The sequence below is a fragment of the Candidatus Eremiobacteraceae bacterium genome, from assembly GCA_035314825.1.
Classification (GTDB): Bacteria; Vulcanimicrobiota; Vulcanimicrobiia; order Eremiobacterales; family Eremiobacteraceae; genus JAFAHD01.
Genome location: DATFYX010000011.1, coordinates 24,095 through 51,012 on the forward strand (window position 1 = coordinate 24,095; position 26,918 = coordinate 51,012).

The window sequence follows — 26,918 nt, forward strand, 5'->3', positions numbered from 1 at the left end:
CTTTTGACATGACAGCACCGGGCCGCCTCACGCCGGGGCATCTGCTCACGTTGCCCGTGGTCAGCGGTTGCGCGCTCGACCCGAGCGGCCAGCGCGTGGCCTACGTGCGGACCGTGGCGGACGAGGCCGCGAACGCCTACCGCGGCAGCGTGCGTTTCGTCGATCTCAAATCCTCGGCGGTGACCGTGCTGACGCGCGGCGTCGCGCGCGACGCATCGCCCGCGTGGTCGGCCGATGGCTCGAAGCTCTTCTTCCTGAGCGATCGCAGCGGCGCGATGCAGCTGTGGTGCATCGAGCTGGCCGGCGGCGAGGCATATCCGCTGCCGGCGATCGACGGCTCGATCGGTGAATTCTCCGTGTCGCCCGATGGCCGCTTCATCGCGGCCGTCGCCGTCTCCGGGCAAGGCAAGCGCGACGTCGAATCGCGCGGTTGGCGGCGCATCACGCGCCAACGCTACCGCGCCGACGGCATCGGCTACCACGATTCGTATCCGCAGATCTGGCTGATGGATCTTGCCGGCGGCGGTGCGCCGCGGCCGCTGACCGATGCGACCGGTTTCGTGGCGGCGCCCGCGTGGTCGCCCGACGGAACGCGGATCGCGTTCACCGGGGAGCATGGCGCCGACGCGGACGGCGTCCTGATGCGCGAGTTGTGGTTCGCATCCGTGAAGGATCAGGGCGCGCCGCGCAAACTGCTCTCGCTGCGGGGCGACGTGCAGCTGCCCGTCTGGTCGTCAGACGGCGAGCGCATCGTGTGCATCGGCAGCGACGATCCGCGCGGCTGGGTCGGTCTGTTGAACCAGCGACTCTTCGCGGCCGATCCCGGCGTCGGCGAAGCGGTGTGCCTCACGCCGTCTGAGGATTGGACCTGCGGCGACTGGACGACCACCGACACCGGGACCGCCGGCGCGCCGTTCGCGCCACGTTTCTTGCCCGATGGCAGCATCGCGGTGCTCGGCACGCAGGGCGGCGCCACGCGGGTGTTCGTCGTCGAACGAAATCTGCGCGTGCGCACCGCGACTCCGTCCACGATGTCGGTCTCGATGTTCGCGCCATACGCCGGCGGTTTCGTGTGCTGCGCTTCGACGCCATCGACGCCACCTGAACTATACGACATCTCGGCCAGCGGTGCGCTGCGCCGGCTCACCTTCGAGACCAAAGCGTGGTGCGATGACGCCGGTGTGCGCGAAGCCGTGCGTCTGGCGGTGGACACGCCGTCGGGCACGATCGACGCATGGCATCTGCCGTCCGATGTGCCCGCGCCGCGGCCGTGCATCCTGCAGATCCACGGCGGCCCGCACTTCGCCTACGGCGAGGCCTTCTTCTTCGAGTTCCAGTTGCTGGCCGCGCGCGGCTACGACGTGCTGTATTGCAATCCGCGCGGCAGCCAAGGCTACGGCGAACCGTTCGCCGCCGCGATCCTCGGCAAGTGGGGTGGGCCGGCGTTGGCCGACTGCATCGCCGCGCTCGATGCGCTGGTCATCCAAGGCGGCACCGACGAACGCAGGCTCGGCGTCGCCGGCGGGTCGTATGGCGGCTACCTCACCGCGTGGACGATCTCGCATTCGAAGCGCTTCGCGGCCGCGGTGGCGATGCGCGCCGCGATCAATCTCGAGAGTTTGTGGGGCACGTCCGAGGTCGGGCGCATGCTCAACGTCGAGATGGGCGGCACGCCGGCGCAGATCCCCGACATCTATCGCCGCAACTCCCCGCTCACGTTCGCCGGCGACATCACGACGCCGCTGCTGCTCATCCACGGCGAACGGGACTATCGCTGCCCGATCGAGCAGGCGGAGCAGCTCTTCAGCGCGCTGTATCAGGCCGGCAAGAAGGTCGAACTGATGCGTTTTCCCGAGGCCGACCACGGTTTGTCGCGCGGCGGGCCGCCGCGCCAGCGCGTCGCTGGTCTGGAAGCGATCCTCGACTGGTTCGACCGCCACCTCGTGTGAAACGGCGGCAGCCCTTCGGCGCGCTCGTCGTCGTCATGCTCGGGATGGCCGCACTTATCTTCATCCCCGCGTGGACGCTTCACTACTGGCAGGCGTGGACATTCTTAGCTGTTTACTTCTTCACGTCGGTTGCCGTCGGCATTTATCTCGTCAGGAAGGACCCGGCGCTTTTGGAACGCCGGATGAGCGGAGGGCCGGCTGCGGAGAACGAGACCAGCCAAAAGATCATCATGTCGATCGCTTTTGCCGGGTTTGTGGGCCTGCTCGTCGTGCCGGCGCTCGATCATCGCTTCGGCTGGTCGCACATGTCGGCGGCCGCCGCCATTGCCGGAGATTGTCTTGTCGCGCTCGGTTGGTTCCTCACGTTTCTCGTGTTCAAAGAGAACTCGTTCTCGTCCGCCATCATCGAGGTAGCGCCGGATCAGAAGGTCGTCACGACGGGTCCATACGCGATCGTGCGCCATCCCATGTATGCCGCGGGCGTGATCCTGCTCGCAGGCTTCCCGATCGCGCTCGGTTCATGGTGGGGGCTGCTCGTCCTCGCGGCGATTCTGCCCGTGCTCTTGTGGAGGCTGTTCGACGAAGAAGCGTTCCTGGCCGAGAACTTGCCCGGCTATGTGGAGTATCAAGCCAAAGTAAAGCACCGGCTGATACCGTTCATCTGGTGATGAGCGTCTGATGTAAGATCTAATGCAGGCGTTGCGCCAGGAAGTTGAACGTGTTCGCGTTCTGGTTGGTCGCAGTGCCGTTGTAGTTGGAGCCGAAGAACTGCCCTTCGATCTTGAACGTCGCGGGCTGGACCATGTGGAAGACCAGCTCCATCTGCTTGCCCTTCTCGTGTCCGGTCACTTTGATGTTCTCGCTGTAGAACGGGTCGGGGATCGTCGAAGTCGATTTGTACTTGCCGGTGACGTTGCCCGCTGGATCGATTGAAATGGCGAGGCTGCCGGTCCATTGACGGCCACGGCCGTATTGCGGATCGATCGTGCATGTGTATTTCTGCGGAGGGGCCATCGTCGGCGGTGCGCTGGACGTTGTGTCCGCCGAAGCCGTCGAGGCGCCGAACTGGACGAGAAGAGCGAGCGCGGCTGCTAATTTGAGTGATGCGGATGTCTTCATGATCTCCCCTCGTGCGGTCGAATGAATTCGACCGCTCCATCATGTTTGGCGCGAGGCGTGAACGTCGCGCTTCATCTGCGCGACGAGCGCTGCGGCGTCGGGGAAGCGCTGCTGCTTGCGCAGGAAGCGCCAGCCACGCAGCGCGAGCTGTTCGCCGTAGATGCTCTTGTCGAAATCGAGCAGGTACGCCTCGACCGCCATGTCGTGGCCGCCAAACGTCGGTTTATCGCCGATGCTCACGACCGCGGCGAAATCCACACCATCATGGCGCGCGGTGGCGGCGTAGACGCCGGGCGGCGGCACGAGCTTCGCGGGCGGCAATTCGAGGTTCGCGGTCGGAAATCCGAGCACGTGTCCACGGCCCTCTCCCCCTCGGACGATGCCGTGCAACGTGAACGGCGAGCCGAGCAATTCGTCGGCTTGCACGAACTGACGCTGCTCGATCAGCTCGCGGATGCGCGAGCTCGAAACCCGCTGGCCGTCGCGCAGCAGCAGCGACTGGACTTCGAACGCGCAGCCCGCCGGCGCGAGCACCGCTTTGGCAAGCGTCACATCGCCGGTGCGCTCCTTGCCGAAGCGCCAGTTATCGCCGACGACGAGCAGCCGTGTGCGAAGCTGCCGGATCAGCACGTCTTCGAGGAACGCCTGCGCGTCGAGCTGCTGGATGCGCTCGTCGAACGGCAGCAGAAACAGCACGTCGAGGCCGCAGCCGTCGAGCAGGTTGATCTTCTCATCGACACTCGTCAGCGCTTTGGGCGCGTGACCGGGATGCAAAAAGACGAGCGGGTGGCTTTCGAAGGTGAGCGCCGCGGAGCGCACGCCGGGCGCGCGCTGCGCGCGCAAGTGATCGAGCACCGCACGGTGGCCGATGTGCACGCCGTCGAAGACGCCGATCGTCAGGAGAAGATCGGCGTCTGCGTGATACGCGTCTAGGCTGCGGACGATCTGCATGCCGTCAGGCCGTCTCTCCGCGGTGCGCCTTCAGTGAGACGGGTCAGCCACAAATTCGAGCGTGCCGCCATTGTACTGAGTCGCGCCCGTGATGGCATTGTTCGCGACGGTGCCGCGCACCGATATGTTCGGCACGATACCGAAGCTCAAACGGATGTTGGTGCCGGTGACGCCACCGGTGACGGTGACGATCTTGCCGTAGAACGGGTCGGGCCTGACCGAATTGCTGCGGTACGTGCCGTTGACGATCCCGTCGGCGTTGACGCTGAACTTGAGATCGCCGGTCCAGGCAATACCGCCGCCAAAGCGTTGGGTCCAGTGACAGTAATAGTGCAGGTTCTGACCGACCGGGAGTATGCCGCCGGCCACCGTTTGCGGAGGCGTCGGAGCGGCACCGCTCGGCAACGCGCTCGCCACGCAGATGACGGCCGCGATGAGCCCCGCGAGAAGTGTGCGCACGATCAGGCCGGTCCTTTCAATCGAAAACGCGGCGCGGCGAAAGCTCGCCGCCGACAGCGAGGCTTCCCACTCCGATGCAGCGATTCCCGTGAAGCACGAGGACGGTTGTCTGCGAGTCGCGCTCAACGCCCTGGTCACTCGCCGGCGCGACAGCATTGCCGTTCATGAAACGCAGCGCCCGCGGTGCGTCGAGTTCGACTCTATGCAATGCCAGCACGCTCAGCGGATCGAGGAGGCAAGCTTGGGGGTGCTCGGCGATATCGGTGGGCAGCGAAGCGGTGTCGATCGAGAAGGGGCCGGCCGCCGTGCGCACTAGCGTTCCCATGTGCGCGGACGTGCCGAGCCGATTGCCGATCTCTTCGCACAGCGAGCGCACGTACAGCCCGGCCTCGCATTCGACGACCATGCGCGCGGATCGCTCGCCGGTCTGCGCGACGCGCAACGACAAAACGCGGGTCGGGCGAGCGGTGCGCGCGATCTGCTCGCCGCGGCGCGCGCTCACGTATAGCGGACGGCCGGCGACTTTGACCGCCGAGAACATGGGCGGCACTTGCTCGAGCGGTCCGATGAGCTGCGCGGCGATCGCGGGCAGGCGCTGCGCCCAATCGCCGGGCACCGCGGCCGTCTCGAGAATGCGGCCGGTCGCATCCGCGGTATCGGTCGACGTGCCGAGCACGAGTTCGAACGCGTAGCGCTTGTCCGAAGGCGTCACCAGCGGCAAAAGGCGCGTGGCGTGACCGATGGCAAGGACAAGCACGCCGCTTGCCGCGGGATCGAGCGTGCCCCAATGACCGACCGCAGCGCCGCCGTAGATGCGCTTGACCCAACTGCCGAACGAGGTCGACGTCATTCCCGGCGGCTTGAGCGCGTTGACGAACCCGAAGGCAGACTCGGCCTTCAGGTCAGCGCACCGCCATCTCGGCGCGGATCGCTTCGAGCACGCGTGCCAGCGCGGCGTCGGCCGGTCCGGCCAGCGGCGCGCCCGCGGCGCGGAAGTGTCCGCCGCCTCCGAGCCTCTTGGCGATAGCCATGACGTTGACGCGGCCGCGCGAACGCAGGCTCAGGCGATACGAGTTGTCGGCCTGCTCTTTGAGCAGCGCGGCGACTTGGCAGCGGTCGACGGCACGCAGCGCCCCGACCACCTCTTCGAGATCCTCGTTGTCCGCGCCGATATCGGCGAGCATCGCTTGCGTGACCACCGAATAGCAGATGCCATCGTCGGTGAGCACGGCCGCGTCCAGCGTGCGACCGAGCAGCTTCTGCGCCGCGAACGTGCGCATCTGATAGAGCTGCTCCGTGATGCGGTCTTTGTCGGCACCCGCCTCGATGAGCGCAGCTCCGACGCGCAGCGTGCGCGGCGTCGCGTTGGAATACATGAAACAGCCGGTGTCCGAGAGCACCGCGGACAGCAGACACTCGGCGATGTCGCTCGTGACCTGGACGCCCAAACCGACGATGAGCTGCAGCACGAGCACGCCTGTTGCCGCCTCGTGCTCGCGCACGTAGTTCCAACGACCGAAGCGCGTATTCGAGAGATGGTGGTCGACGTTGACGATGCGATCAGCCGGCACCCAGGCCAGCGCTTTGCCTGCGCGGGCTTGGTCGCTCATGTCGAAAAAAATGAAGATCGCGTCGTCGGCGACGCCGTCGAAGGTGCGCTGCGTAAGCCCTGACTCGGGCAGAAACGTCAGGTTGCGCGGAACTTCGTCGTCCAGGAAATACTTGACGTCTTTGCCGAGGCGCTTGAGCGCGATGCCGAGCGCGAATCCGCTCGCGAGCACGTCGCAATCCGGGTTCTCGTGGGCGCACATGACGAACTGGCGGTGCGACCGCAGCGCGTCGAGGGTATCTACGATATCGCCTGCGCCGGCGGCGCGGCCATCACTCTTCGTGTTTGGCTCGAGCTTCATCGGCTCGTTGTACCTCATCGATGATGTTGGTCAGCTTGACGCCGCGTTCGATCGAATCGTCGCGTTCGAAATGGATCGTCGGCGTGCGCCGCATGCCCAAGCGTTTGCCGAGCTCGACGCTCAAGAAGCCCGACGCGGAGGCAAGGCCGCGCATCGTCTGGCTGGTGGCGCGCTTGTCGCCCATCGGGCTTGCGTAGACGCGCGCGCTGCTCAGATCCGGACTGATCTTGGCACCGGTGATCGTGACAAAACCGACGCGTGGATCTTTCAGCTCCTTGTGCAACAATTCACTGACCTCGCGCACGATCTCGTGCTCGATACGTTCAAGGCGCTTGCTTCTCGGCTCGCTCACAGTGCTTTATCCCACACAACTGTTCGGTCGTCTAGTGCGGTCGAATGAATTCGGCCGCACCATATCTATCTCGTCCACGGTCGAGTAAACTCGACCGCTCCATACGTTAAGCTATTCGGGTTCGGGCTCGTCGTCTTCGTCGTCGTCCTCGAGCCACGCGCGCCCCTTGTCATCTTGCGCCGACGCCAGCGCCCACACGCGGATCGCCTCCGCCCGCTCCTGGTCGCCGCACTCGATGAGCGTGTCGATCAGCTGCGAGCAAGCGGCCGCCCATTGCTCGTCGGGTTCATCCACGCCCAGCACGACCGCAGCCGCGAGGTGCGCGACGGCAGACGGCCAGCGCTCGAGATTGGCAAGCGCCGCGCCGAGGTCGCCGTGCAACCCGGCCGCGCTCGCGTAGCGGTCCAGTCCTTGGCGCAGCAGGTGCTCTTCGCGCTCGTCATTGCCGAGCTCCAGGCACAGCGACGCCATCAGCTGCACGCCGTCGGGCCCGAGCTCGCCGGATTCCTCGAACGGCTCGAGCAGCTGCAGCGCCCGGCGCAGCTCGGCGCGCTGCTCCGGCGACCATGGGTCGTCTGCATCTCCGTGGGCGACGATGACGTTGAAATAGATCTCGTGCGCTTGCTCGACGACGTCGTTGTCCATTACGCCGTTGCGGCCGCAACCTGCTCGGTCGTGAACGCCTCGATGACGTCGCCTTCTTTGATGTCGTTGAAGTTCTCGATCGACAAGCCGAGCTCGTAACCCTCGCTGACCTCGCGGACGTCGTCCTTGAAGCGCTTGAGCGAGGCGAGCTTGCCCTCGTAGACCACGACGCTGTCGCGCAGCACGCGCACGCCCGAGTCGCGCGTGATCTTGCCCGACTTGACGTAGGCGCCCGCGATCGTGCCGACCTTGGACACCTTGAAGAGCTTGCGCACTTCTACCTGGCCGAGCACGACCTCGCGCGTCTGCGGTTTGAGCATGCCCGCGATGGCGGCCTTGACGTCGTCGATCGCGTTGTAGATGACCTCGTACAGGCGGATGTCCACGCCTTCTTGTTCGGCCTTGCGCGAGATCGTCGCGTCCGGCCGGATGTTGAAGCCGATGATGATCGCGTTCGACGCGCTCGCGAGCATGACGTCGGACTCGTTGATGCCGCCGACACCGGTGTGGATGACGCGCGTGCGCACTTCGTCGTTGGCCAAGCCGTCGAGCTGCGATTTGAGCGCCTCGACCGAGCCTTGCGCGTCGGCCTTGATGATGAGGTTGAGCTCTTTGATGCCGCCTTCTTTGGCCTGCGCCAAGAAGCCGTCGAGCGTGACCGTGCGCTTGGCGGTGGCCATGCGCTGTTCGCGCTTGCGCTGCGAGCGCTTGGCGGCGAGCTCGCGCGCGTCGCGTTCGTCGGAGACGACTTCCATGACGTCGCCAGCCGCGGGAACGTCGGACAGACCCATGATCTCGGCGGCGATCGCCGGACCTGCGCGCTTGATCGGCTCGAGCTTGTCGTCGAAGAGCGCGCGCACGCGGCCCCACGTAGAGCCGACGACGACGATGTCGCCGACGCGCAGCGTGCCGTTCTTGACGAGCACCGTGGCGACCGGACCGCGTGTGCGATCGAGGCGCGCCTCGATGATCACGCCTTGCGCGCGACGGCTCTTGTTGGCCTTGAGGTCGAGCAGGTCGGCGTTGAGCAGCACCATCTCGAGCAGCTCGTCGATGCCGGTCTTCTGCTTGGCCGAGACGGGGATGAACTGCGTCTGGCCGCCATATTCTTCCGGCGCAAGCCCCAGCTCCGAGAGCTGCTGCTTCACGCGATCGGGATTGGCGTCGGGCCTATCCATCTTATTGATGGCGACGACGATCGGCACGCCGGCCGCTTTGGCGTGGTTCATCGCTTCGATGGTCTGCGGCATGACGCCGTCGTCGGCCGCGACCACAAGAATCGCGACGTCGGTGACCTTGGCGCCGCGCGCGCGCATCTCGGTGAACGCTTCGTGGCCGGGCGTGTCGATGAAGGTGACCTTGCGGTCGCCGGTCTCGACGGTGTACGCGCCGATGCGCTGCGTGATGCCGCCCGCTTCGCCCGCCGCAACTTTGGTGGAGCGGATGGCGTCGAGCAGCGACGTCTTGCCGTGGTCGACGTGGCCGAGCACGGTGACGACCGGCGGCCGCGTGGTGAGCGAGCCCGGCGGATCGGCCTCGACGACGATCTCGGGGGCGGCTTCTTCACCGACCTCTTTGACGATCGTATTGAAACCGAAGCGGCGCGCGACTTGTCCGGCGACGTCGGGCGTGATGTGCTGATTGATGGTCGCCATCGTGCCCATGCGGATGAGCTGCGCGATGACCTGGCCGGCAGGCGTCTCCATCGCCGCAGCGAGCTGCTGGACCGTGATGAGATCGGGAATCGCAAGATCCTTGAGGACTTCCGGTTCGGTGACTGCTGTGCCGACCTGTGCAGCGCGCGAACGCGGCTGTTGTTTTTTGAGCAGCGCTTCGCGCTCGCGCTCCTTGCGATCGCGCTCGAGCTCCTCGCGCGATTTCTTGCGCCCGCCGCTCGGCGGCGCGCTGGGCATCGGGCCGGGTGCGACCGCGCCGCGGCCTGGCGGGCCGGCGGGCCGGCCCCCCGTGCCGGGTCTATTGATGAATCCGGGGCGCGGACCCATGGGGCCGCGGCCCATGCCGGGTGCGCCTGGACGGATCGGTCCGCCAGGGCGCAGTGGTTGCGGCGGGCGGGGCGGCGCTGCCGTGCTGGCCGCGATGGCCGGACGCGTCGTAGGAATCGGTGCGGTCGGATCGGCAGATGCGGCGGGCACGACTTTGGGCGGCGCGGGCGGGCGCGGCGCGGGTCGCGGCGCCTTCTGAGGCGCGGGCACCACGCGAAGACGCGCGATCGGCTCTTCAGCGATGACCGGGGTGACCGGCTTTGCCGGAGCTTCGACCTGCGGCGCGCTCGGGGCTGCGGCCTGCGCTGAGGGGGCGGGCTCGGCCGCCTGTGCAGCAGCGGCGCCGTTGCCGGTGGCGGCAGGCGCGGCTTTCTTGGGCGCAGTCTTGACGCGCTTAGCCTCTTCGGCGAGGTTGCCCGTGAGCACGCCTTTGACGATGCGCGCGCGGTGCTCGTCGATCAGGCTCATGTGAGTCGAGGCGGCAATGCCGACCTTGCCCAGAAGCGCGATCGTCTCCTGACTTGAAAGATTCAGCTCTTTAGCGAGCTCGTGTACTCGGACTCCAGCCATGCGTTCGGCCGCCGCTGCGGCCTATCTATTTCCTTTCGTGTGCGCGTTCAAACGAGCGCGCTACTACATCTGTGGGCACTGTAGCTATGCCCTTGTATCGTTTGTTCTTCTTCACGCGCTCGACGCACTGCGCCGAGCACAGGTATGCGCCCCTGCCCTCGCGTCGAGCGGCCGGATCAGGCTCCCATTGCCCGTCCGCGGCGCGCACGAAGCGCAGCAGCGTGTGCTTGTCCGAGCGCACGCGGCATCCGACGCACTGCCGGATCGGTACGCGCTCGGAAGCTCCATCGTCATTCGGCCGCGCCAGTCTTTTCGGCGTCGTCGGCGGCGTCCTCCGTTGCGTCAGCGGCCTGTTCGGCTTCCGCGGGCTCTTCGTCACCGCGTTGCAGCTCTTGCAGGCGCCGGATCAGATCCTCGTCTTGGGCGAGCAGCTCGGGCGTCAAGTCGACGCCAGACTCTTGCGCGGCCGCTTCGGCCATCGCCGCGACCTCTTCGAGCTCTTTCTCCTCTTCGACGCGCTGCGACATCACCTTGGTCCACTGCTCTTCATTGTGGATGTCGATGCGCCAACCGGTGAGCCGCGCGGCAAGCCGCACGTTCTGGCCTTCCTTGCCGATCGCCAGCGAGAGCTGGTGGTCGGGCACGACCACTTCGGCCAGATGCTGGCGTTCGCTCAGGTGGACCTGGATGACTTTGGCCGGCTGCAGCGCGTTGGCGATGTACGTGGCGGTGTCGGCGGCCCATTGGATGACGTCGATCTTCTCGCCGTGGAGCTCGTCGCTGATGTTGTTGATGCGCGAGCTGCGCGGCCCAAGGCAAGCGCCGACCGCGTCGATGTCCTCTTCGTCGGTCCAGACCGACACCTTCGAACGCGAGCCAGGCTCGCGCGCGATGTCCTTGATCTCGACCAGTCCCTGTGCGACTTCCGGGATCTCAGTCTCGAACAGCCGGCGCACGACGTCGGGGTGGGTGCGCGACACGACGATCTGCGGTCCCTTGTTGGTCTTGCGCGCTTCCATCACGTAGACGCGCACGCGCGAGCCGATGCGGAACGACTCGTGCGGCACTTGCTCGGAGAGCGGCAGGATCGCCTCGGCCTTGCCGAGATCGATGAACATGTTGCGCTGCTCGTAGCGCAGCACGGTGCCGCTGATCATGTGATCGATCTTGTCGTTGTACTCGTCGAAGACCAGATCGCGCTCCGCCTCGCGGATGCGCTGCACGATGACCTGCTTGGCGGTCTGCGCCGCGATGCGTCCGAACTCTTTGGGCGTCACTTCGATGTCGAAGTTGTCGCCGACCTTATACTTCTCGCCGGCGTCGGCCGCGCTGATCTCGATGAGCGGATCGACGACTTCGTCGACGACGGCGCGCCGCGCGAACACGCGGTACGAGCCGTCCTCGCGGTCGACGATGACGACCGGATTGCCGTGCGCCTCTGCCTCGCGCGCGAAGTTGCGCTTGTACGCCGAGACGAGGGCCGCTTCGAGCGCGTCAATGAGCACGGCAAAGGACAGCCCGCGGTCGCGCTCGAGCTCGTGGAGCGCGTCGATCAGTTCTTGGTTCGGTTGGGCGGGCGCGGCGACGGCTATGCCGTTGCCCGAGGTGGCCGCCTTTTTCACGGTCTTGCGTGGTGCCATAGTGTGTGTGGAGCCCTTGGGAGAAACGAAAGGAGTGGGCTGTCCCACTCCTCACGGAGAATACGTTCGTATACTACCATAAACGGCGTCCCGGCGCAAGGCCGGGGCGTGGCCCACCGGGCCGCTAGAGCGACAGCGCTTGCGTCAGATGCACGGTCACTTCCGACCCGCCAGACACGTTGATATCTTTTTTGTTGTTGGACGCGAGCATGAACCCCGCGGCCAAACCGACAGCGCCTCCCGCATTGGTGCCGATCGTCTTGCCGATCCAGTTGCCCAACAGCATCCCGACGGCGGCGCCGGCGGCACCGGTCAGATAATTCGGCCCTTGCTTCGGCGCGATCTTGTCGATGTAGGCGGAGATCGGGATCTGTGAAGAGGAGCCGTACGATTTGATGTGGTCGACCACCAGCTCGAGTTGGGGGTTGCGTCCTTGGCCCGCTTTTTGCACCTGCGCCACATGTCCGTAGATGATCGCGCCTTGCAAGCCTGCGCCGTTTGACGGATAGGGCGATTGCACGTTCATCGAGATCGGCTGGCCCACGTAGGCGGACTTCGTATTGAGCGAAAGGTTCAAGGTCGCCTGGATCGCCGACCCGGCCGGGATGACGGCTCGAGCGGCGAGCGCGCCGGATGAGGATGACCAGATGGTCGCGCATGCGCATGAGATCAGCGCAAGCGCGCGGCCGGCGAGCAGATGGCGATCGGTCATGGCATGCATCCTTCTATGTCAAAGCCAGCGAGGCACGCGTTTTTTGTAATCGAGATATTCTTGCCCAAAACGGCGATCGAGGTAACGCTCTTCCGCCGCGATCACCGCAAACCGGATGATGAGCATGACCGGGACGAACAACACGAGCATCCAGCCCGATTGGGCGACGACGGTGATCATGAGATAGAACAGCGCAAGACCGAGGTACAGCGGGTTTCTGGTGCGGCCGTAGATCCCTGTGGTCATCAGCGCCGTGGTGGGCTGAACCGGGCTGATCGGCGTGTGCGCTTTCCTGAACATCGGCAGCGCCATGAACCACAGCGCGAGCCATCCGAGGAGCAACAGCGCCGCGAGCGGCCAGCGCACGAGCCCGAGCGGAAGGTGCAGCGGCACGAATCGTTCGAGCGGCCATGCGAGCAGCAGGCCTAGAAGGTATATGAACGGCGGCGGGAAGCGGACGCCGGCGTTGTCTTGTCGTGCGATCGAGCTGCTCATGTCTTGTGGCGTTTCAGGTCGCCGGCGATATCGTACACCAGATTGGCGCGCTTGATGGCCGCATACGGCACGTCTACGCGGCCGGCGTATCGATCTGCGAGCGTGACTTTGTCTTCGTCAGCCGCCTCGATCTTTCCGGTGAACTCGACGCGGTTGTGGACGCGCGAGCTGGTGATGATGCGCGCGTCGCGGCCGATGAAGCGCCGATAGTGCGCGGGGGCGAGCAGCGGACGGTCGAGACCAGCCGACCCGACTTCGATGGTATAAGGCCCGAGGGCCGCGTCGAACTTCTCCGCTTCGACGCCTTGGTCGATGAAGCGGGTGATGCGCTCGCATAGCGCCGTGTCGACGCCGCCCTCGCGGTCGATAATCACCGAGAGCGCGTACGCGCGGCCTTCGCGGCGCACTGCGGTCTTGAGCACTTCGACGTCCGCGAAGCGCTCCGCGACGTTTTGCAGGATCGCCTCGAGGCGCTCTGGCGTGCTCATGGGTGCAGCGGCGCGATATCGAAACGGGCGTCGCGCAACGCCGCCCGCACCGCGAACGCGATTGCCGACGCACCCGGCGTGTCGCTATGGATGCAAAGCGTCTGCACCTGGCCGCCGGCGGCAAGGGCGAGGGCTTGTTTGGCGGCCTTGGCGGGGTCGGTGATCAGCGCGCCGTCTTTGGTGCGCGAGCGCAGCGTGCCGTCGGGCTCGTAGGTGCGGTCGCAAAAGCCCTCGGCCGCGGTCGGCAGGCCGGCGGCGCGGCCGGCCGCGAGCAAGGCTGACTTCGGCAGGCCGACAAGCACGAGGTTCTTGTCGAAGCGCGCGACCGCTTGCGCGATCGCTTCGGCGAGCGGCTTGTTGGCGAATGCATCATTATATAGAGCGCCGTGGGGCTTGACGTGGTGCAGCGGCACGCCGGCCGCTACGGCGAAGGCCGCGAGCGCGCCGATCTGATAGAGCACGCCCGACTCGACGTCGCCGGGTTTGAGGTCCATGCTGCGCCGCCCGAATCCGGCGAGATCCGGATACGACGGATGCGCGCCGATCGCCACCTGGCGTTCGGCAGCCGCGCGGACGGTGGCGTCGATGGTTGTCGGATCGCCGGCATGGAATCCGCACGCGACGTTGGCCGAGGATACGACGTCGAGCAATGCGAGGTCGTCGCCCATGCGCCACGCGCCGTAGGATTCACCGATATCGCAGTTGAGATCGATGGTCACGCTGCGTCCTACAACCCTTCGTAGAAACCGGCGCCGAGCTGCGCCGGCGGATCCGGCGACGCCGATGCGAGGTTGCGATGCAGCGCTGCGAGCGCGTGCACCGCATCGATGCGCGACACCAAGGTGAACCGCACGCGGTCGCCGGGCCGCAGCTGTCCGGCGCGCGGAACGTCTGCTGCGATCGTGCACGCAGCCGTCGCGTAGCCGCCCGTCGTCTGGTGTTCTGCGAGCAGCATGACCGGCAGTCCGGCGCTGGTGATTTGCACGCACCCGGCATACGCACCCGCCGAGATCACGTCGGTCGGGCGGTCGAGCGCAAGCGCCTCGCCCTCGAGCTGCAGGCCTTGGCGTGTGGACCGGCTCGAGACGCCGTACGAGCGCGCGAACAGCTCGTGCCACGCGGCGTCGGAGAGCGATGCTCGGTGCGGCCCAGGCAAGACGCGCACGATCGTCGAGGGATCCCAGTCTGGGATCGTCTCGGGCGCATAGCACAGCGGGGTCGAAGCCGCGCTGGGCGGGTCCAGGGAACGAGCTACTACGCTAAGGATGTCGCCGGTGCGCAGCGCCCGGCCGCGATAGCCCCCGAAGCCCGCGCCCAGATCCGTCGAAGCGCTCCCTAAGACAAGCGGCACCTCGATGCCGCCATCGACAGCCAGGTACGAACGCGCGCCGCGTTCTGCTGCGCCGATCTCGATCTTCGCGCCGTCGCGCACTTCCTGCGCCTGCCAGCGCGCCGCCGGCACGCCGTCGATCAGCAGAGAGGCGACCGCGCCGGTCACCGCGATCGCGGCGTCGCATTGCAGCTCGAACTCCGCGCCCGTCAGCGTGGTTTCGATGAGCGCGGCGCCCGTCGGATTGCCGACCAGCAGGTTCGCGGCGCTCGCGCTGTACCAATCAGCGGCGCCTGACGGCGACACGCCGAAGCGCGCCACGTCGCGGCGACCCAGATCTTGCACCGTCGAGAGCGCCCCGGGCGCAAGCACGCGCAGCGCGCGCTGCGAAGTCACCACGCCACCTCTGCGACCGCGTCACCGACGCGCGAGACTGCGGCGAATCTCACCTCGTCGCCCGGCGCGAACAACGCGGGCGGCTCGTGCGCCGGATCGAAGATCGCCGCGCTGGTGGTGCCGATGAGCCGCCAGCCGCCCGGCGATGCCGTGGGGTAGATGCCGCACTGCGTGCCGGCCACTGCGACGCTGCCCGCGGGCACACGGTCGCGCGGCGCCGGCCGTCGCGGCGCGCCGAGCTCGGGCGGCAAGCCGAGCAGATACGGAAAGCCGGCGATGAAGCCGAGAAACGCGACGTGGAACTGCGCGGCGCACAGCGTCCTGACGTATTCTTTCGCGCTCGTGCCGACCTCGGCGGCTGTGTCTTGCAGATCCACGCCGTGGTCCTCGCCGAAGCACACTCCCACGCGGATGCGTCTGGGCGTGAGCACGATGCGCTCTTCGCCTTCTTGCGCGCAGCCGCGCAGGCACGCCAGCGCGATGGCGAGGTCGAGCCGCGCCGGATCGAAACGCACGAGCACCGAGGCGTACGCGCCGACCACGTCGAGCGCGGCGTCGCCGAAGCGTTCGCGCGCCAGCGCCGCGACCGACCAGACCCGGCGCACCGTGGCGAGGTCGATGACGTCGCCGAGGATGGCGATCACCGCGGAGTCGCCGGCGGGTTCGATCCTCACGTCGTGCGCGGTCGAATAAATTCGACCGCTCCATGGGTTGCGGACGGTCGAATGATTTCGACCGCTACAACGGCGAAGCGGGTGCGACCATGGCCGCCAAACTCCATTTCTCCCCCCGCCCCAATCGCGCCGCCGAGATCAACTGGCAGCAATGGGGACCCGATTCGTTCGCTCACGCGCAGGCCGAACACAAACCTGTGTTGTTGGCGATCTCGGCCGTGTGGTGCCACTGGTGCCACGTGATGGACGAGACCTCGTATTCCGATCCTGCGGTGATCGACCTCATCAACGACCGGTATGTGCCTATCCGGGTCGACAACGACCAACGCCCCGATATCAATGCGCGCTATAACATGGGCGGCTGGCCCACCACGGTGATCCTCACGCCCGAAGGCGAGATTCTCCGCGGAGGCACGTACATACCGCCTGAGGCCATGCTGCCGTTCCTCCAGCAGGTCTCCGATCTCTATGCCGAGCCGGCCAACCGGCTCGAATTCGCGCGGCGCATCGCCGAGGTGCGCGCCAAGCGAACCCACACGCCTACAGCGCCAGCGGGCCAGCTGGACGCCGGCGCGCCGGCAGCGATCGTCGCCGCGGCGTCCGAGGCGTTCGATGACGAGTTCGGCGGCTTCGGCACCGAGCCGAAGTTCCCGCAGGCGGACGTGCTGCAATTCCTCTTGGACTTCTACAGCCGCCACCCGGACGGGCGCGTGCAGACGATGGTGCAGATGTCACTGCGGGCGATGGCGGGCGGCGGCATGTACGACCACGTCGAAGGCGGCTTCTTCCGCTATTCGACCACACGCGATTTTGGCGTTCCGCATTTCGAGAAGATGCTCGAAGACTTGGGCGGCCTGCTGCTCGCCTGCGCGCGCGCAAGCGCGCTCTTCGGCGACGCGGCGCTCGGGCGGGTCGCGGTCGACACCAAACGCTACTTGGACGCGACCCTGTGGAGCGCCGACCGGCGCGGCTATGGCGGCAGCCAGGATGCTGATGAGACGTATTATCAGCTCGATAAGGACGGTCGAATGAATTCGACCGCTCCATATGTCGATGGGACGATTTATACGTCGTGGAACGCCGAGGCCGCGCATGCGCTGATCTGCGCCGGCCCGCTGCTGTCGGCGCAGGGCGAGGATGCCGGCGCGTGGATCGGGCGCGGCGTCGAGATCCTCGAGATGCTGTGGTCGAGCATGCTCGTCGACGGTCTGATGACCCGCTATTCGGACGGCACGGCGCACGTGCGCGGCTTGCTCGGCGATCAGGCGTGGAGCGCATGGGCTGCGCTTGCGGCCTTCCAAGCCACCGGCGAGATCCGCTGGCTCGAACGCGCCCTGTCCCTGGTCCGCGCAAGCGACCCGCTCTACGACCAGTCTGCGGGGGCGTATCTCGACCGGCTGCCCGATGCCGCCGAGCCTGGCCGCGTGTCGGAGCCCGTCGCGCCGATGCCCGAAAACGCGCTCATGGCGCGGGTGCTGATAGCGCTGAGCGCCTTCACGGGCGAGGAAGCCTTGGCGGAGCGGGCGCGCACCGTGCTCGAGCGCTTCACCGCGACGTACGCTCGCATGGGAGTGTTCGGCGCGTCCTACGCGGGCGCGGTGCTCGACGCGTTAGAGCCGCCGTTCGACATCAAGCTGGTGGGCGAGCACGGCTCCGCCGCGATGAACGCGCTGCGGGACCGCTTGCTCGCCGTCGCAGCGCCGCCGCTGCGCCTCAACGCGATCGATCCGCGCGATCGGGCGCGCGCGAGCGCTCTCGATGCCGGCGAGACCGACGCGCCACGGGCAATCGTGTGTCGCGGTGCGGTATGCTTCGCGAGCGCGAAGGAGGCCGAGGAAGTTTTGGCCGCCGTGCGCCGAGCGGACTCGCCCGCGTCTTGAAGATCTTCGTCCCGCGGTTAATGAATTTTTTTTCGAGTTCTGTTTCGAGATGACGAGGAGAACTCCAAGCGCGTAGCAGAACCACGGCGCTTCGTCAGTCTCGCACAACCGACGTACATTCCTAGAACTCGGTTGTGCTGTTCTTTCAGACAACTGTTTTTCGGAGGCTGCGCGCGTGCTGCAAGAGTTGCGAATCGATGTCGACGTCACTGATATTCGCGGCGCGATCCGCGAACGTCTACGCGAATACGAGGACGGCGGCCGCGAGCAGCGCACCAACACCGAGCGCGCGGACAACGCGTGGCGCGTCGTGCAGAATCTCTTAGCAGAAGAACTGTCCGAGCTCAACGATGGCCTAGCGACCGATGCCAGGATCACCGAAAAAGACCGCCTGGCGCTGCCCGACGGCGGCCAGGCCATCGATATCGTCTATCGGGACCACAAGTTCTCGATCGTCAGGCCCAAAGATAAGCGCCACCTGTGCCTGGTGGACCCCTCGGCCGGCAGTTTGCCCATCGAAGCCTTGGGTAGCAAGCTTTTCGTGGCGGGCGAGCCAATCGCGGCCGGGCTGCTGCGGGCGATCAACCGGCTCGTCGAGCGGGCCACTGCCGGCGTCAATAGCCACCCGAAAAACGACCAGCACTACATGGCGCTCGAATTGCCGGCGGCAAGCGCGTCGAAAATCGAGGCGGCGCTCAACCTGGCGCGCGACAACGGCTATCGCTTCGTCGAATCGTATCGCGGGCAGAGCAAGACGCGGCGCGTGTTTGTGTTCGAGCGGCTAGCCTAGACGAAAGGGCGCGTTCAAAAGAACGCGCTATTACGACTTAGCGCGCTACTACAATTGTAGTAGCGCGTCGCTTTTCGTGCGCGGAGATGTTGCGCGTTCAGAGAACGCGCTACTACAAAGACGCCCGCGCTCAAGAGCGCGGGGTGACGTTCTTTATCCGGCCGGGATCCGAAGGCGGGCGCCACGAGCTCGCCGCCGGGTCGGTGCCGGTCGCCGATTGGTGTTCCCGAACGATATTCGCCGGGCACAGCTTGACGAACAGCGTCACCAGCAGCATGAGCAGCGCGATGTCGTCGAGCTGGCCGATGATGGGGAAATCGCCGAACAAATCGACGGGCGAGATCACGACGACCGCCGCGATCGCCGCCGCCACTTTGAGCAGCGGGGAAACGCGCGTGTCGAGAAATAAGCGGGACGCGAGCAGCGCCGTTTTGGGGAATTGCAGCGCCCAGCGCGCCGCGGAGACGAGAGACAGAGCCATGGCTATAGGAGTCCTCCGAGGGCATTATACCCTATCGCTCTGGGAATGTTTCGGGACGGTCGAGGGGTTGAGGGATTGAAGTACGACGCCATCATCATCGGGGGCGGCCACAACGGCCTGGTCACGGCCTGTTACCTCGCGCGGGCGGGACGTAAGGTGCTCGTGCTCGAGCGGCGCTACATCGTGGGCGGCGCATGCGTCACCGAGGAGACCTTTCCCGGCTTCAAGTTCTCGACCGCGGCCTACGTCAACAGCCTGTTCCGTCCGGAGATCGCGCGCGATCTGCGCCTGCGCGACTACGGTTTCGATCTGATCGAGCGCCATCCGGCGTCGTTCTCGCCCACGTTGGACGGCCGCTACTTGATGTTGGGCTCCGATAACGATTCGAACCTGCGCGAGATCGCCAAGTTCAGCGAAAAAGACGCTCAGGCGTACCCGCGCTACGAGCAGATGCTCGAGCGCGTCGCTTCGGTCATCGAGCCGACGCTGATCCAAACGCCGCCCAACGTCGCCAAGCCGGGCTTGGGCGATCTGCTCAAGATGGCGCCGCTCGGACGCAGCCTCAGCAAGCTCGGACCGGGTCTGGGCGAGGCGATCGAAGTGCTGACCGGCCCCGCGCGCCCGATCCTCGACCGCTGGTTCGAAGACGAGCAGCTCAAAGGCACGCTTGCGACCGACGCGATCATCGGATCGTTCGCATCGCCCTCGATGCCGGGCACGGCCTACGTGCTCTTCCATCACGTCATGGGCGAGACCAACGGCAAGCGCGGCGTCTGGGCATATGTCAGAGGCGGCATGGGCGGCCTGACCCAAGCGCTCGCCGGCGCCGCCAAGGACCTGGGCGTGGACATCCGCACCGAAGCCGAGGTCGCCAAGATCGTCGTACGCGACGGCGCGGTGACCGGGGTGGCGCTGCGCAACGGCGACGAGTTCCACGCGCGCCACGTCGCGAGCAACGTCGATTGCAACATCACCTTCACCAAGCTGCTCGACGAGTCGCTGCTGCCGCCGGATTTCCTGGCAGCGGTCAAGCGCATCGACTACAGCAGCGCGTCGTTGAAGATCAACGCTGCCTTGTCATCGCTGCCGAATTTCACCGTGCTGCCGGGCACGGCGTCCGGGCCTCAGCATCACGGCACCGTGCATCTGTGCCCGTCGCAGGACTTCATCGAGCGCGCCTTCGACGACGCCAAGTACGGCTATCCCTCGAAGGAACCGGTCGTCGAGTGCCAGTTCCCGTCATCGTTGGACGACTCGCTCGCGCCGGCCGGCAAACACGTCATGTCGATGTTCATCCAGTACGCGCCCTACCATCTCAAGGAAGGCGGCTGGGACGATGAGACAAAGAACGAGTTCGCCGATCGCTGCTTCGACATCGTCGAGCGCCACGCGCCGGGCTTCAAGTCATCAGTGCTCGCGCGACAGGTGCTCAGCCCGGTGGACCTCGAGCGCACCTTCAATCTGACCGGCGGCAACATATTCCAGGGCTCGATGGCGCTGCACCAGCTGTTCATGTTCCGGCCGGTGCCGGGCTTTGCCGGCTACCGGACCCCGATCCGCGGGCTGTTCCTGTGCGGGGCAGCGGCGCACCCGGGCGGCGGCGTCATGGGTGCCGCTGGTTGGAACGCCGCGCGCGAGATGCTGCACGCCTAGAGCGTGCCTACCTGTTGAGATAGCAGGCCTCTGCGCCCGCATGCAGTATAGGGGCGGCCAAGCATGCACACGTTGAATCAAACGCCGCGTGGGGCGGCGCGGCCCTCTATTATCCTCTTCGCCCTCACCTTCGCAAGCGCCGGCGCGCTGCTGACGAGCGCGTGCGCGCGACAGCAAGGGCCGCCCGGCGGCGGCGCCGGAGGGTTCGCGTTCCCGGTGGCCGCTGCGCCGATCGTGCGCGGCGACATCTCGCAGTACGCAAGCGTGACGGGCACGGTCGTCGCCAAGCAGGTCGGCGATCTGTCGTCGGTCGCGTCGGGCAACGTGCTCGCGGTGAACGCCCAGATCGGCCAGCACGTGCACCAAGGCCAATTGCTCGTGCAGATCGACGACACCACGCTGCGCGCGCAGGCGGCGCAGCAGGCAGCCAACCTCGCTGAGCTCCAAGCCACCACGCTGGGCGGCTCGTCCACTGCGCAAGCCCAGCTCCATTCCGCGCAGGTGGCGTACGATACCGCTGCGCGCGACCTGCAGCGCAATCAGCAGCTGTTCACCAAAGGCTACGTCTCGAAGTCCGCGCTTGATGACTCCGTCAACGCTGCGGCGGCGGCACAAGCCGCGCTGCGATCCGCGCAGGTGGCCGCGCAGAACGCCAGTCTGGCGTCGGGCAACAGCGCCGCGAACGCTCAGCTCGCCGCGCAAGAGGCATCGTTAGCGGCGGTCCAGCACCAGCTCGAGCAGACACGCGTCAGCGCGCCGTTCGACGGCGTGGTGACCGCACGCAACGTCGATCCAGGCTCGCTCGCGGCGCCGGGCACCGTCTTGATGCAAGTCTCGCAACTCGATCCCGTCTACGTCGACACCAGCATCGCCGGTAGCGATCTCGGCTACGTCCGCGTCGGCACACCGGTCACCATCACGGTCAACGGATTGAGCGGACGCACGTGGCAAGGCGCGGTGCGCTATCTCAACGCGTCGGCGGATCCAGGCACGTCGGTCTACATGGCGCGCATCCCGCTCGCAAACACCGATCTTGCCTTGCGCGGCGGCATGGTCGCCAACGTCCAGTATTCGCAGGCGCATAAGAGCGGGGTGCTGTTGGCTCCGCGTGCCGCCGTCTACCAGACGCCGGCGGGGTACTCGATGTTCATCATCGAGGACGGCAAGGCGAAGGAAGTCGCTCTCGAGGTAGGGATCCAGAACGATCAGCAGGTCGAAGTGACCGGTCCAGGGCTCAAGCCCGGCGTACAGGCGATCCTCAACCACTCCGCGCTCTTGCAGCCGGGAACGCCGGTGCAGGTCTTGCCGCCGCCGGGCGCCGCTCCCCCACCTAGCGCAGCGAAACACTGATGTCGGGCAACATCTTCATCTCGCGGCCGATCCTGGCCGGGGTCTGTGCCGCCGTCATCTTGCTCGCCGGGGCGATCGCCATTCCGACGCTGCCTATCGCCCAGTTCCCGGCGATCGCGCCGCCGGCGATCACGGTGCAATCCGTGTACATCGGCGCCAATGCGCAAGCGGTGGAGCAGTCCGTCACCAACCCGCTCGAACAACAGATCAACGGCGCCGAAGGCCTCCGCTACATCTCGTCCTCCAGCGCCGACAACGGCACGAGCACGATCAATGCGACGTTCTTCCTGGGCCGTGATGTCGACAAAGCCCTCCAAGACGTCCAGACGCGCGTCAACGTCGCACAAGGCGTCTTGCCGGCGCAAGTCAAGCAGACGGGCGTCACCGTCACCAAGAACTCGTCCTCGTTCGCTATGGCGATCGCGCTGGTTTCGGACAATCCGAAGTACGATACGCTCTTCCTGAGCAATTATGCGGACCGTTTCATCACCCAGGAGCTCCAGCGCGTCAAGGGTGTCGGCCAAGTCATCATCTTCGGCGAACGCAAGTACGCGATGCGCCTGTGGCTCGACCCTGCGAAACTGCAGGCGTACGATCTGACGGCCGACGACGTCACCAACGCGCTCTCGCAGCAGAACGTCCAGGTCGCCGCGGGCGCGGTCGGCCAGCCGCCGGCACCGACGGGCCAGGCGTATGAATACAACGTGCGCGTGGCGGGGCGTCTGACCTCGCCGGCCGAGTTCGCCAACATCGTCGTCAAGGCAGGTCCGAACTATCTCGTCCACGTCAGCGACGTCGGTCGAGTCGACCTCGGCGCCCAAGACTACTCGACCAACTTGGCCTTCAACGGCAAGACCGCCACCGTCGGTATGGGCGTGCTGCAGCTCAACGACGCCAACACGCTCAGCCTCTCGAAGGGCGTCCGAGACGCGCTCGATCGGCTTTCGAAGTCGTTCCCGCCCGGCGTGCACTACGAGATCGCGTTCGACACCTCGGTCTTCGTGCAAGAGTCCATCAAAGAGGTGTTGACGACGCTGGGCCTGGCGATCGCCCTCGTCGTCCTGGTCATCTTCTTATTCCTTCAGGACTGGCGCGCGACGTTGATCCCGGCGATCACGATCCCGGTATCCCTTGTCGGCACCTTCGCGCTGCTCAAGGCGTTCGGTTTCTCGATCAACACGCTGACGCTCTTCGGACTCACGCTCGCCACGGCGCTGGTGGTCGACGACGCCATCGTGGTCATCGAGAACATCGTGCGTTACATGCACGATCACAAGATGGACGCGAAAACGGCGGCGCCGCTCGCGATGGCCGAGATCACCAGTGCCGTGATCGCGACCTCGCTCGTCCTGCTCGCGGTGTTCATCCCGGTGGCCTTCTTCCCGGGCGTCACCGGCGAGCTGTACAAGCAGTTCGCGCTGACGATCGCGTCGACGATCAGCATATCGGCGTTCACCGCGTTGACGCTCGCGCCCGCGCTCGCCTCGATCATGCTCGAGGGCGAAGCACCCAGACACAACTGGTTCATGCAGGCGGTCGGCGGCTTCATCAACAGCATCCGTGAGGGCTACCGGCGGCTGCTTCCAAAGGTGCTCGCCCACCGCACCGCTGTGCTCGTCACGTTCGCCGTCTTGCTGGGAGCGACGGTGCTGATGTTCCAGATCGTGCCGAGCGGCTTCGTGCCGAACGAAGACCAGGGGTTCTTCGTCATGATCGCACAAGCGCCGCCGGGCGTGTCGCTGCAATACATGACCAAGGTCATGGCGCAGGTGCAGGGGATCGTGTCGTCAGACAAAGACGTCACCAATATCTTCAGCGTCGCCGGCGTCGGCTTCACCAACTCCGGTTTCAACTACGGGTCGAACAACGGCATCGCGTTCGCGCTGCTCAAGCCCTGGTCGGAACGAAAACGTCCCGACCAGTCGGCAGAAGCGACGGTCGCCAAAGTCGGCGGCGAGCTGTTCGGCGTCACCGGCGCGTTCGTCGGCGCCTTCCAATTCCCGCCCATCCAGGGCGCCGGCAACATCGGCGGTTTCGACCTCCAAGTCGAAGACAAGACCGGGCTTGGCATCCCCGCGCTCGCGCAGACCGCGGGCCTGATGGAATATCACGCCAACGTCGACCCGGCTCTCAGCACGGTGTTCACGACCTTCCGCGATGACAGCCCGCAAGTGCAGGTGAACATCGACCGCAACGCCGCGCAGGCGCTGCACGTCAACCTCGGCGACGTCTTCGACACGCTCCAGACCATGCTCGGCTCGGACTACGTCAACGACTTCAACTATCTCAATAGGTCCTATCGCGTATACGTCCAAGCCGACGCGCCGTTCCGGGCGCATATAGACGATTTGAGCCGGATGTATGTCCGCAATACGAATGGTGCGATGATCCCGCTTTCCGCGTTCACGACCACCGAGCGCACGCTTGGCGCCCCGAACATCACGCACTACAATCTCTATCGCTCGATGGAATTCAACGGTCAGCCCAAGCCAGGCGTGTCCTCAGGCCAGGCGCTTGCAGAGATGCAAAAAGTCACGGCCGCGACGCTGCCGCCCGGCATGGGCTACGAATGGACGGGCACGTCGCTCGATCAGGTGGAAGCCGGAAGTACCACGCTGATCCTCTTCGGGCTGGCGGTCGTCTTCGTGTTCTTGGTGCTTGCGGCTCAGTACGAGAGCCTCGTCGATCCGCTCATCATCATCTTAGCCGTGCCGCTGGCGATCCTCGGCGCGCTGGGCGCCGTTTGGGTGCGCCACGAGCTCACGCAGCTTCACGTGCTCTCGTCCGGCAATGACGTGCAAAACGACGTCTTCTGTCAGATCGGACTCGTGATGCTGGTTGGACTTGCGAGCAAGAACGCTATTCTGATCGTGCAATTCGGCAACTTGCTGCGCAAGCAAGGCATGCCGGTCGCGCAAGCCGCCGTGCAAGCAGCGATGACCCGGTTGCGCCCGATCCTCATGACGTCGTTCGCGTTCATCTTCGGCATCATGCCGCTCGTGTTCGCGAGCGGCGCCGGCTCGAATGGCCGGCATTCGATCGGGACCGCGGTGGTCGGCGGCATGCTGCTGTCGACCCTGCTCAACCTGTTCCTGATCCCGCTGCTCTACATCATCATCGCGGGCGCTGAAGAGCGCTGGCGCGCGCGGCACGGCGAGCCGGCGGTCGCAGAGTAATTATCGGGCGCCGGCGGCGGCGCGGACCTGTGACAGCGGCTTGCTCAAGTCGGCCAGCAGTTCGGGCGCGACGATCGAGAGCGGCGTCGTGCCGTAGCACAGCAGCCGGTCGTGGAAATCCTCGAGCGAGCCGCGTGAGCCCATCGCCGCGAAGTACTGATGCTCGAGCAGCTGGATCTGCTGGCGGCCGACCGTGTACGAGATGACGTAGCCCGGGAACAGCGCGATCCCGTCGACCGCCTCTTTGGCCGCAGCCGGCGTGAAGCCGGTCTGTTCGGCAAAATATGCAGCGGCCTGGGGTTCGGTCATCTCGCCGCTTGCGAGCTTGGCGTCCACGATCGCGCGAGCGCCGCGCACGCGTTCCCACTGCGCGACGTCGAGACGGCCGTCCAGGTCGTCGCCGTACAGCCCGAGCCAGACGAACATCTCCTCGCCGTAGTACGCCCAGCCTTCGGCGAACGAACCGCTGCCTTGTATCTTGCGCACGAAATCGGGATTGCGCCGCGCGATCGACATCTGCAAGAAGTGGCCGGGCATCACTTCGTGTGCCGCGGTCGAGAGAATACGATCGCGGTCGAAGTCCTCGTTGGCGTCGAGGCGCGCAGCGGCTTCGGTCAGCGAGACCGGCGGCGTGATGAAATAGAAACCTTTGGTCTCGGGTGAGAGCAGGCGCGGTGACTGCATCGAGGCGCCGGGCGAAACCGGCTGCAAGAATTTCGGCGTCTCGACGACGTCGATGGTGCCGAGCCACTGCGGCACGTTCACGACGCGATGCTGCGTCACGAACCGCTGGAGATATGCGATCTGCTTGCGATAGTACGGGATCAGCGCCGCTCCGCCCGGCGCGAGGCCGCCGCCGGTGGACGGTCCGATGGAGACGCCGCGCACTGCCGCCACGTTGTAGAGCCAATAGGTGACCGCCCAGCCGTGCGCGAGCTCGTCCATGCCCATCGATTCGATCGTCGTCGCGTTGAACGGCACCAGCTGCTCGTCGCGCAGCATCGCCTCATACGCGTGGCGGCCGATGGCGAAGTTCTCGGGCCAGGCTGCCTCGTGCGCGTCGATGTACGCTTTCTCGTCGGCTATCGCGGTTAGCGCCGCGTCGCGCGCGGCTGTGAATTTCTCGAAGTCCGACGCGGGCAGCTGCGCCTTTGCCGCATCGGTGAGGGAGCCGTTGAAGAAATCGGGCGCGCCTGCAAGTTCGTCTGAGCCGACGACGCCTTGAAGGTGACCAGGATGCGTGACGAGGGATTCACCGGCAGCGACGTACGCGGGCGCCTTGGCGAGACGCGCGATGATGTCGAGCCATGCCGCGTGCACGTCGGCTGTGGTCGCGTTCTCACGCCCGGCGACGGGCAGGCGCTGGAACTGCGTGAAGATGATGTCCGTGATCGCGTTGCCGGGTGCTGCGTAGTCTTTGGTGTCCGTGCGATACACGGTGTATTGGCGCTCCATGCCGGTCAGCTGCGCGCGCAACAGCGTCGAATCATCGCGGACGTTGAGCGGTTCTCCCGAGGTCGAGATAGCAGCCAAGCGACCTTGCCAGGTCCTGATGAGCGCGAGGTCGCGCTGGTCTTGCGCCGCCGACGGTGTGTCGAGCATGCCGTCGTAGCCGGTAATGCCGAGCTGGGTGGCCACGATCGGATGGAGCTTAGCCCATTGGTAGGTCATATCGTGCGCGAGCCATTGCAGGCTGGTCGAGGCCGGGTCCGCTGAGCAAGGAACCGGCCAAGCGCCGGGCGCCGCGAATACCGCGCACGCCACCAGGTATATGATGGTCCGTTTCATGGCCCGATATTTCGGGCTCTCACGCAACTCTCATGCCCGCTTCAAGCCCTCCTCACGGGCGCTGTCGTATACTGAAGCCCAAGAGAACCGCTCCTTTGCGGTTGGCG

At 65.9% G+C, this 26,918-nt stretch carries 24 protein-coding genes; 7 read left to right on the plus strand and 17 right to left on the minus strand.

Translation table 11 applies throughout. The features are described from left to right. Window positions 1-8 precede the first annotated feature (8 nt). Both VKF82_02625 and VKF82_02630 read left to right on the plus strand, forming a co-directional pair. Window positions 9-1,949, plus strand: a complete 1,941-nt coding sequence (locus VKF82_02625; protein HME80950.1) for a S9 family peptidase — start codon at window positions 9-11, stop codon at window positions 1,947-1,949. Then, window positions 1,946-2,617, plus strand: a complete 672-nt coding sequence (locus VKF82_02630) for an isoprenylcysteine carboxylmethyltransferase family protein (protein HME80951.1) — start codon at window positions 1,946-1,948, stop codon at window positions 2,615-2,617. The genes VKF82_02625 and VKF82_02630 overlap by 4 nt, the downstream gene beginning before the upstream one ends. Window positions 2,618-2,636: 19 nt before the next feature. Here VKF82_02630 and VKF82_02635 read toward each other — a convergent pair whose 3' ends face one another. From VKF82_02635 to pxpB, 15 genes are all read right to left on the minus strand, one after another. Next, entirely contained in the window at window positions 2,637-3,068 is a 432-nt protein-coding gene (locus VKF82_02635; GenBank protein ID HME80952.1) for a hypothetical protein, read from the minus strand. Window positions 3,069-3,107: 39 nt separating this feature from the next. Beyond that, on the minus strand, window positions 3,108-4,019 hold the full coding sequence (ribF, locus tag VKF82_02640; GenBank protein ID HME80953.1) for a riboflavin biosynthesis protein RibF: 912 nt from the start codon (window positions 4,017-4,019) through the stop codon (window positions 3,108-3,110). A 30-nt stretch (window positions 4,020-4,049) separates the two neighbouring features. Continuing rightward, window positions 4,050-4,478 carry a hypothetical protein gene (locus tag VKF82_02645; GenBank protein HME80954.1) on the minus strand — a complete coding sequence of 143 codons (429 nt, stop codon included), beginning with the start codon at window positions 4,476-4,478 and terminating at the stop codon, window positions 4,050-4,052. 16 nt (window positions 4,479-4,494) lie between these two features. Beyond that, on the minus strand, window positions 4,495-5,379 hold the full coding sequence (truB, locus tag VKF82_02650) for a tRNA pseudouridine(55) synthase TruB (GenBank protein ID HME80955.1): 885 nt from the start codon (window positions 5,377-5,379) through the stop codon (window positions 4,495-4,497). Window position 5,380: 1 nt separating this feature from the next. Continuing rightward, window positions 5,381-6,388, minus strand: a complete 1,008-nt coding sequence (locus tag VKF82_02655; protein HME80956.1) for a bifunctional oligoribonuclease/PAP phosphatase NrnA — start codon at window positions 6,386-6,388, stop codon at window positions 5,381-5,383. After that, a complete protein-coding gene (rbfA, locus tag VKF82_02660; GenBank protein HME80957.1) occupies window positions 6,360-6,740 on the minus strand; it encodes a 30S ribosome-binding factor RbfA in 381 nt (126 codons plus the stop codon). The genes VKF82_02655 and rbfA overlap by 29 nt, the downstream gene beginning before the upstream one ends. Before the next feature lie 111 nt (window positions 6,741-6,851). Continuing rightward, the gene (locus VKF82_02665) at window positions 6,852-7,385 is read right to left on the minus strand and encodes a hypothetical protein (protein HME80958.1); all 534 of its coding nucleotides are present in this window, start codon (window positions 7,383-7,385) and stop codon (window positions 6,852-6,854) included. After that, window positions 7,385-9,958 carry a translation initiation factor IF-2 gene (gene infB, locus VKF82_02670; protein HME80959.1) on the minus strand — a complete coding sequence of 858 codons (2,574 nt, stop codon included), beginning with the start codon at window positions 9,956-9,958 and terminating at the stop codon, window positions 7,385-7,387. The genes VKF82_02665 and infB overlap by 1 nt, the downstream gene beginning before the upstream one ends. A 290-nt stretch (window positions 9,959-10,248) precedes the next feature. Further along, a complete protein-coding gene (gene nusA, locus VKF82_02675; protein HME80960.1) occupies window positions 10,249-11,598 on the minus strand; it encodes a transcription termination factor NusA in 1,350 nt (449 codons plus the stop codon). A 124-nt stretch (window positions 11,599-11,722) separates the two neighbouring features. Then, entirely contained in the window at window positions 11,723-12,310 is a 588-nt protein-coding gene (locus VKF82_02680; GenBank protein HME80961.1) for a hypothetical protein, read from the minus strand. Between the two features lie 18 nt (window positions 12,311-12,328). Further along, window positions 12,329-12,805, minus strand: a complete 477-nt coding sequence (locus VKF82_02685; GenBank protein ID HME80962.1) for an isoprenylcysteine carboxylmethyltransferase family protein — start codon at window positions 12,803-12,805, stop codon at window positions 12,329-12,331. Beyond that, window positions 12,802-13,293, minus strand: coding sequence for a hypothetical protein (locus VKF82_02690; GenBank protein ID HME80963.1), 492 nt, complete (start codon window positions 13,291-13,293; stop codon window positions 12,802-12,804). The genes VKF82_02685 and VKF82_02690 overlap by 4 nt, the downstream gene beginning before the upstream one ends. Next, window positions 13,290-14,012 (minus strand): 5-oxoprolinase subunit PxpA, encoded by a 723-nt coding sequence (locus tag VKF82_02695; GenBank protein ID HME80964.1) that lies wholly within the window; start codon window positions 14,010-14,012, stop codon window positions 13,290-13,292. The genes VKF82_02690 and VKF82_02695 overlap by 4 nt, the downstream gene beginning before the upstream one ends. Before the next feature lie 8 nt (window positions 14,013-14,020). Beyond that, complete coding sequence (locus VKF82_02700; GenBank protein HME80965.1) at window positions 14,021-15,019, minus strand: biotin-dependent carboxyltransferase family protein; 999 nt, start codon at window positions 15,017-15,019, stop codon at window positions 14,021-14,023. After that, window positions 15,016-15,693, minus strand: coding sequence for a 5-oxoprolinase subunit PxpB (gene pxpB / locus VKF82_02705; GenBank protein HME80966.1), 678 nt, complete (start codon window positions 15,691-15,693; stop codon window positions 15,016-15,018). The genes VKF82_02700 and pxpB overlap by 4 nt, the downstream gene beginning before the upstream one ends. Window positions 15,694-15,782: 89 nt before the next feature. Between pxpB and VKF82_02710 the strand changes: the two genes are divergently transcribed. After that, window positions 15,783-17,573, plus strand: coding sequence for a DUF255 domain-containing protein (locus VKF82_02710; GenBank protein HME80967.1), 1,791 nt, complete (start codon window positions 15,783-15,785; stop codon window positions 17,571-17,573). A gap of 175 nt (window positions 17,574-17,748) precedes the next feature. Further along, window positions 17,749-18,363, plus strand: coding sequence for a hypothetical protein (locus VKF82_02715; GenBank protein HME80968.1), 615 nt, complete (start codon window positions 17,749-17,751; stop codon window positions 18,361-18,363). Window positions 18,364-18,493: 130 nt separating this feature from the next. On the opposite strand, the gene VKF82_02720 is transcribed toward VKF82_02715, so the two are convergent. Further along, window positions 18,494-18,844 (minus strand): DUF1232 domain-containing protein, encoded by a 351-nt coding sequence (locus VKF82_02720; protein HME80969.1) that lies wholly within the window; start codon window positions 18,842-18,844, stop codon window positions 18,494-18,496. 75 nt (window positions 18,845-18,919) lie between these two features. On the opposite strand from VKF82_02720, the gene VKF82_02725 reads away from it, so the two are divergent. The 3 genes from VKF82_02725 (at window position 18,920) to VKF82_02735 (ending at window position 25,023) form a co-directional block, all read left to right on the plus strand. Further along, on the plus strand, window positions 18,920-20,497 hold the full coding sequence (locus VKF82_02725; GenBank protein HME80970.1) for an NAD(P)/FAD-dependent oxidoreductase: 1,578 nt from the start codon (window positions 18,920-18,922) through the stop codon (window positions 20,495-20,497). 63 nt (window positions 20,498-20,560) lie between these two features. Next, entirely contained in the window at window positions 20,561-21,847 is a 1,287-nt protein-coding gene (locus VKF82_02730; GenBank protein HME80971.1) for an efflux RND transporter periplasmic adaptor subunit, read from the plus strand. After that, complete coding sequence (locus VKF82_02735) at window positions 21,847-25,023, plus strand: efflux RND transporter permease subunit (protein HME80972.1); 3,177 nt, start codon at window positions 21,847-21,849, stop codon at window positions 25,021-25,023. The genes VKF82_02730 and VKF82_02735 overlap by 1 nt, the downstream gene beginning before the upstream one ends. Here the strand turns inward: VKF82_02735 and VKF82_02740 are convergent, their stop codons facing one another. Further along, on the minus strand, window positions 25,024-26,811 hold the full coding sequence (locus VKF82_02740) for a DUF885 domain-containing protein (protein ID HME80973.1): 1,788 nt from the start codon (window positions 26,809-26,811) through the stop codon (window positions 25,024-25,026). Window positions 26,812-26,918: the final 107 nt, after the last annotated feature.